Genomic DNA, 7070 nt, shown 5'->3' with positions numbered 1-7070 from the left:
TGCGGATTCCGACGATCGCGCGCATGTATTCCGATCTGATGCCGCGCAGCGTTCCGCTTTGATCGCGCGCAGGTGAAGCACCTGATCGTTGGTATGTTGTGGCACTATGCTTTGCCGCGGGTCAAGCGGCTTGAGCGGCGATGCTTCGCCGCATGGATTCCCCGGATAGCTCGAGCCTGTGGGCGTTGTGGACAAGCCGATCGAGGATGGCATCGGCGTAGGTCGGATCGCCGATGAGATCGAACCAGCGCGCGATGGGTAGCTGGCTTGTTACGAGCGTTGAACGGCGCCCATAGCGATCCTCGAGGATCTCCAGCAGATGATGGCGGGCATTGCCATCGAGCGGCTCAAGCCCCCAGTCATCGAGGATGAGCAGGTCCACGCGGGCCAGGCTCTTCATGCGCGCAGCAATGCGGCCATCGCCCTTGGCAAGCGACAGCTCGTCGATCAACCGCGGCAGGCGGGTGTAGAGAACCGAGCGATTGTCACGGCAGGCCTGATGCCCGACGGCGCAGGCCAGCCAGCTCTTGCCGACCCCTGCTGGTCCGATAATCGCACAGTTCTCATGGGCAGCGATCCAGCTGCCCTTCAGCAGCATTTCGAACAACCGCCGATCGAGCCCGCGGGCGCTGCGATAATCAACGTCCTCAGGCACGGCTTGGTGCCGCAGCTTTGCCTGACGCAGGCGCAGGGCGAGGCGCTTGTCATTGCGCCATGTCGCTTCATGATCGAGCAGCAGCGCCAGCCATTCCGCGTGGTTCAGGCTGGCGGCATCGCCATTGCCATCCAGATCCGCAAAGGCTTGGGCCATGCCGATAAGGCCAAGCTGGTTCAACTGATCAAGTGTGGGGTGTTTGAGCATCCTTGCTCCTTTCAGTGGTAGTATTGAGAGCCCCGGATATTGTCGTGCAGGATCGGCTCGCGCTCCGGGGCTTTGGACACGGGCACCTTGTCGAGCCCCTTTTCGAGGATCGATTTTACAGACGGATAATTGCGCGCGCCGATCTCCAGCGCGCGAAGCGCAGCCGCTTCAAGGCGCTCAGCGCCGAACCGCTTGGACAAGCCGATGATCCCCAGGCACGAACGGTAGCCTTGCTCGGGATGCGGCCGGTCCTCGATGATGCGCGCCATCAACAGCGACAGCATCGGGCCGATCCGGCCCGCCTCCTCCTGGATCTTTGCCGGTGTCCAGTCGAGATAGCGCCGGTGGCTCGATGGCATGTGCTCGGGCACGGTCGTGTGCCGACCATTGCCACTGCCGCGCATGTGCACCGCGATCCGCTCGCCGCCGAGGAAGATCTCGACGCTGCGGGCCGTGTAACGCACCTCAACCTCGCGCCGCGCGTAGCGGTGCGGCACCGAGTAATGATGCTGCTCGAGCGCGATATGGTAATCGAGCCCAACCCGGCAGCGCTTCCATTGCGCATGAACCCATGGCTCCGGTGGCAGCGGCTTCAGGTTCGGCGCATCGACCTCCTCGAACAGCTGGCGGCGCGTGCGGCCGAACTGGCGAAGCACACGGCGCTCATTCAGATCAGCAAGGCACTCGGCAATGGCAGCGTTGAGCTCGGCCAGGCTGTAGAAGATGCGATTGCGCAGACGGCCCAGCACCCAGCGCTCGACGATCCTGACACAGGCCTCAACCTTCGCCTTGTCCTTGGGCCTCCTCGGCCGTGCCGGCAGCACTGCCGTCCCGTAATGCCGAGCCATGTCCGTGTAGCTGCGGTTGAGCATCGGATCGAAGTGGCAAGCCTTGATCACCGCGACCTTGGCATTGTCGGGCACCAGCAGCTGCGGCGCTCCGCCGAAGAATGCGAAGGCAGCATTGTGAGCCTCGGCCCAGTCAGCAAACTGCTCGGTCCAGGTCGCACACGCAAACGACAGGCTCGAGCCGCCCAGCACCGCGACGAACAGATGCGCATCGCGGATCTCGCCGGTTCTGCGGTCTACCACCACCGGCACCGTGTCGCCCGCATAATCAACGAACAGCTTCTCACCGCCGGCATGGCTCTGGCGCATCACCAGCGGCAGCCGGCCTTCCCAGCGCCGGAACAGGTCGCACCACCGGCTGTAGCGATAGCCGTCGGGGTTCGCCGCGTGGTATTCCTCCCACAGGATCTGCAGCGTCACGTGCTTGCGCTTCAACTCGCGCGCCACCACCGCCCAGTCGGGCTCAGGCAACTTGCGGCGCCCGGGCTTCACCCCTGGCACGCCGTAGAGCCGGGACTCCAGGTCGCTGTCCGTCATTTCAGGCTGCACTGGCCAAGTCAGACCCGACCGATCGAACCGCCGAAGCGTATCCCGGACCGTCGTCGGTCCGACCCCGACCCGCTCGCCAACCACCCGCGTCGAAAGCCCGCAGTCCAGACTCAGACGCAAAATCTCGCGCACATGGCGCATCGTAACTCTCCTCGTCGGCATGCATTCCTCCAACCGTTATCCGGTCGAAAGAATGCCCCAACGATCAGGTGAGCCTCACCTCAAACTGCGCGCGATCATATCGGAATGCTGCGCGCGCAATTCTCGGAACACCGCGCGCCATCACCTCGGAATCCCGCGCGCGATCAAATCGGAACACCGCGCGAGATCACCTCGGAATCCGCAAAGGGTAGCCCCGACGAGGCAAGGCTGCGCCTTGTCCCGGCTTGCGCTCGTAGTGTTTTCGCTATCGAGACTATCGCCCACATCTTCCGGCAACTCGAGCCGTGTGAGGCACCGCTCTCAAATCGAAACTAGTTCTGCGCTGCAGTGTCGGCGTCATTCCAGGACGAGGGCAAAGCACTTTTCGCCAAATGGACGGTGAATTTTGCGCCTTCGTCGCGCTCTATCGTCAGTCTTCCCTTACGAGCAACGTATTCCGGCCATTTGACGGGGCCCTCCAAATCGGGCGCTTCAGCTCGCAGGGCGTCTCGAAAAGCCTCAATCCATGCATTTGCCGGAGCTGACGGGTCTACAATCTTTATCGATCTTGCGAGAAGTGCAGAAGCATGGCGCGCTAGGCCTTCGATCGACAACATGGTGATGATCCCATCTTTCGACCATTCAATTGCAAGGGCGATACGCTCCAGTGTGCCGGCAGCTTCCTCCTCTTTGATCGCAGCGGCAAGCGGCTCTGCGACTGAGACCCAATCAGCAACGCTGGGAGATTCACCTTGGAGACGGATTGTAGCAAGGTTCGCCTCTCTGCTTTCAGCAGTGATCGAGCTCATGGTCTCGCCTGCCCATTGCTCCAACAGCCTAGCCAAGCATCCTGGGCCGACCTCGATAGCTGGCACTACAGAACCTTCGATTTCCAGCCGGATCTCCGGCATGATTTGCAAACGGTCTGGTGGATCAGAAGTCTCTTTACCAAGAAACAGAAAGGCAGAGAGTTCGGGCATGGAGGACGGCCGCTGGGGATTAGAATGCTCAGCCGTGCCCGGCACGTCATCGTCGGCTGCGCCAAGATACTCTGGTATCAGCGTATTGCCCCGATACCAATCAGTCAGCACCCGTTTCCATAGCGTGACTGGCAAGGCACCATCAAGGCGAAACAGCTTCGTATAGTCAGCATGCTTTCCTGCGCGGTCGATCTTGCATTCGATCCTTTCAAGGTATGCATCACCGGTATAGGCGCGGATCGCTCCATCAAAGTGGGAAATCACGTTGCCTTCGATGTCATATTCAGCATGCGCATAGCGACAGCCATACCTGCTGCCCTCAAGCCCCGGGCTCTCATCTTCGATTAGTTCTTCAATCTCAAACGTCCTCAAAGCCCGATGCGACGTGCTCCCTCTTTTTTCGGGCGACTTCCACCAAATTTGCGTCTTGTTGATGCCTGAGAAAAATCGATCCCGCTCGCTACTCTTGTGCTCAGCAACGCCAGAGGGGATTGATGCGATTTCGTCTGTGTACTTGGGGCCATGCCAGTATTCGAGCTCGATCTGACTACGCGCGCTCTCGGGATGTCCAATCATATCCGGATCCAAGCGCAACCGAGCGATGACACCCTCAGCTTGCGCGGCTTCGGTGAAGCTGCGAAGTGCATATTCGTTTAGCGTGTTGAGGAGGGACAAACTACGCCTGAAATATCGATGTGCGAATAGAAGAACGTCGCGCGATGGCTCATGGAACACGCCCGGAAAGATTTGCTCAGTTTGACTGATCAGATAGCTGAAATCGATCAAACCGTCCTTATCCACGTTTGCGGAATTTGGATCGAAAAACGCTGGGAACATTTTCGCTGCAATACGAGGTTCGACTATGGCAGCTCCTTCACCATGCCAATATCTCTTCTTTTTCGTCGTGTGCCCCGATGTTCGCTTCTCCAGTTCCTCAATATATGGCTCGGCGCGACGTGCTTGAGTTCGAAGAATAAATGTGCGTCGCGCTGCCATAATCGTTGCTTTGTCGTCATCGTTCTCGGGAACATAGAAAAGGCCGATTTGACGAGACCGGTCTTTGGCGATGTAGACGCCGCGCGGTTCGCACCAGCCGTACGGACGGCAAGAATCATGAGAAATGTTTGTTGGTGTGCCGAACGGAATTCCCCACTCAATTGCTGTGGCTAGCGGAGCCTCCATCGATTCAACGATGGTTGCCAATGGCAGTAGAATGTTTTGAAGGTTGACTCCGTCCGCCGTGAAGACTCCTGCCGTGGTCTTCATGGGTCACAACACCAAGCTAGTGATTGCATTTCAGTCAGCCTTGATAGTGTTTTGGTGGTGTGACTTTCGCGTCAGAACCTGTGCGACCGTCTTGTACATTACCCAACAAAGCGATTCCAGACTGACTTCCATCGCTGCTTCATGCTGGCACCCCTGCAGCGTTCGCGGCTATGATAGTCGAAAGGCTCGCCATGCTTGGGGGGGTGGGTCGCAAAACTGCCGACGCAAAGCCTCTCCGCCAAGGTTACCGCCGCTGGAGGATCGCCACCATAATGCTCGCGGCGAGCGAACTCTCCGCCCGCTCGCGTTTGGTCTGAACCGCCGACGTAAGCTGCCTTTTTGTAGCCTCAGGCATCCTGACGATCGCGGCCAGGATGATGGCTTGGAGCAGGTCGGGATGCATTGTCAGACGTCGATCTGAACATAGTGATCAGCCTTCACAATACGACGCCTCGCGACAAGCGCTTTGAGGCTCTCGGTAAGCACAAGGGTTGAACTTCCCAACTTGATTATCTCGACCTCGCTCTTGGCGATCAGAAGGTAGAGCGTGCTGCGGCTGATGCCGATATAGCGACAAGCGTCAGGCACGCGCATTGTGATCGGCTCGCAGGCACGGGCGCTCTGACCTGCTGTACTGGTCGCAGCCTGCTCAACTGCTAGAGTCTCAATCCCGGAATTCGCGCGGCGGGCATCGCGCTGCTGCTGAATTGCGTGTCCGCCTGATCGGTTGGGGTCAGCGCCCATCGGTCTGGTCCTTTGCATCTTTCGGGTGATGACGGACCAGCCCTTGGAGCATGGAGGGGGACGAAGACTAGCCCGCCATCGCAGTCATTATCGGTCGATCGGGCCACTTCAGTCGACACGACGTTTTCACGCTGCAGCTGCCGATTGTACGCCGTGTCCCCCGTCAGCACCAATGGCACAGATTTGAGGTTGTGATTTAAGGAGGGTTGGGGCTTCGTCGTAGTGACGAAGGAACGAAGATGAAGACCCAACCCTCCGTGAAAAAATCCCCTCCCAAGAAGGCCCCAGCTGAGCGGGTGGTCAAGGATATCCGCCGAGCAACCCGGCGCCATTTCTCTGCCGAAGAAAAGATCCGCATCGTGCTGGACGGCCTGCGTGGTGAGGACAGCATCGCAGAGCTGTGCCGCAAGGAAGGCATCGCCCAGAGCCTGTATTACACTTGGTCGAAGGAGTTTATGGAAGCAGGTAAGCGCCGGTTGGCCGGTGATACCGCCCGTGCCGCGACCACTGGCGAGGTGCAGGATCTGCGCCGCGAAGCCCGCGCCCTGAAGGAATGCGTGGCCGACCTGACGCTGGAAAACCGTTTGCTCAAAAAAAGCATGATCGCGGATGGGGGCGACGAAGAATGAGGTATCCCGCATCCGAGAAGCTCGAGATCATCAGGATCGTCGAGCAGTCCCACCTGCCTGCCAAGCGAACGCTGGACCAACTCGGCATCGCCCGGCGGACGTTCTACCGCTGGTATGACCGCTACCTCGCAGGCGGCCCGGAGGCGTTGGCGGATCGGCCATCGGCTCCAGGCCGGGTGTGGAACCGGATCGCGCCCGAGGTGCAGGACCAGATCGTCGAAATGGCGCTGGAGCAGTCCGAGCTGTCACCGCGCGAACTGGCGGTGCGATTTACCGATGAGCGCCAATACTTTGTGTCCGAAGCTACGGTTTACCGCCTGCTCAAGGCCCACGATCTGATCACCAGCCCGGCATACGTCGTGGTGAAAGCGGCTGATGCGTTCCATACCAAGACGACCCGGCCGAACGAGATGTGGCAGACCGATTTTACCTACTTCAAGATCATCGGGTGGGGCTGGATGTATCTCTCCACCGTGCTCGACGACTTCTCGCGCTACATCATCGCCTGGAAGTTGTGCACCAACATGCGGGCCGAGGATGTGACCGACACGCTGGATGTAGCGTTGGTCGCATCCGGATGCGACAGCGCCACGGTGTTGCACAAGCCCCGGCTGCTCAGCGACAATGGTCCCAGCTACATCGCGGGCGAACTGGCTGAATACATCGAGGCCAACAAGATGAGCCACGTGCGCGGCGCCCCGATGCACCCCCAGACCCAGGGCAAGATCGAGCGCTGGCACCAGACCCTTAAAAACCGCATCCTGCTCGAGAACTACTTCCTGCCCGGCGACCTTGAGGCCCAGATCGAGACCTTCGTCGAGCACTACAACCACCGCCGATACCACGAGAGCCTAAACAACGTGACGCCCGCAGACGCCTACTTCGGCAGGGCACCAGCCATCATCAAACAACGCGAAAGGATCAAGCGACAGACCATTGAACATCGGCGCTTGCAACACCGTAAGCTCGCCGCCTAAAACCCAACAACAGACGAGGCCCGCACTCCGCTAATTTACGCCGCGACCTGTGCCAAATGTTCTGACGACGGACA

Annotated in this window: 5 protein-coding genes; 1 reads left to right on the top strand and 4 read right to left on the bottom strand. The window is 59.5% G+C overall.

Annotated elements, in window-relative coordinates:
- Nucleotides 1-121 precede the first annotated feature (121 nt).
- The 4 genes from istB to BZF57_RS21695 form a co-directional block, all read right to left on the bottom strand.
- Nucleotides 122-862, bottom strand: a complete 741-nt coding sequence (gene istB / locus BZF57_RS20465; RefSeq protein WP_086738086.1) for an IS21-like element helper ATPase IstB — start codon at nt 860-862, stop codon at nt 122-124.
- Between the two features lie 11 nt (nt 863-873).
- Complete coding sequence (gene istA, locus BZF57_RS20460) at nt 874-2400, bottom strand: IS21 family transposase (protein WP_162290999.1); 1527 nt, start codon at nt 2398-2400, stop codon at nt 874-876.
- Between the two features lie 332 nt (nt 2401-2732).
- Nucleotides 2733-4646 carry a hypothetical protein gene (locus BZF57_RS20455; RefSeq protein ID WP_143738602.1) on the bottom strand — a complete coding sequence of 638 codons (1914 nt, stop codon included), beginning with the start codon at nt 4644-4646 and terminating at the stop codon, nt 2733-2735.
- Between the two features lie 405 nt (nt 4647-5051).
- Nucleotides 5052-5390: a helix-turn-helix transcriptional regulator gene (locus tag BZF57_RS21695; protein WP_240506071.1), complete on the bottom strand. Its 339-nt coding sequence runs from the start codon at nt 5388-5390 to the stop codon at nt 5052-5054.
- 239 nt (nt 5391-5629) lie between these two features.
- Between BZF57_RS21695 and BZF57_RS20445 the strand changes: the two genes are divergently transcribed.
- A protein-coding gene (locus tag BZF57_RS20445; protein WP_120222458.1) for an IS3 family transposase occupies nt 5630-6996 on the top strand; the annotation gives its coding sequence in 2 pieces (ribosomal slippage) (nt 5630-5981 and nt 5981-6996; 1368 coding nt in all).
- Nucleotides 6997-7070 lie beyond the last annotated feature (74 nt).

This window comes from Erythrobacter colymbi (assembly GCF_002155685.1).
Taxonomy (GTDB): domain Bacteria; phylum Pseudomonadota; class Alphaproteobacteria; order Sphingomonadales; family Sphingomonadaceae; genus Erythrobacter; species Erythrobacter colymbi.
This window is presented reverse-complemented; position numbering and strand designations above follow the sequence as displayed.

Coding starts and splice junctions, on each gene's coding strand:
- BZF57_RS21695 (WP_240506071.1), bottom strand. CDS start 5,390: ATGGGCGCTGACCCCAACCGATCAGGCGGACACGCAATTCAGCAGCAG.
- istA (WP_162290999.1), bottom strand. CDS start 2,400: ATGCGCCATGTGCGCGAGATTTTGCGTCTGAGTCTGGACTGCGGGCTT.
- BZF57_RS20455 (WP_143738602.1), bottom strand. CDS start 4,646: ATGAAGACCACGGCAGGAGTCTTCACGGCGGACGGAGTCAACCTTCAA.
- istB (WP_086738086.1), bottom strand. CDS start 862: ATGCTCAAACACCCCACACTTGATCAGTTGAACCAGCTTGGCCTTATC.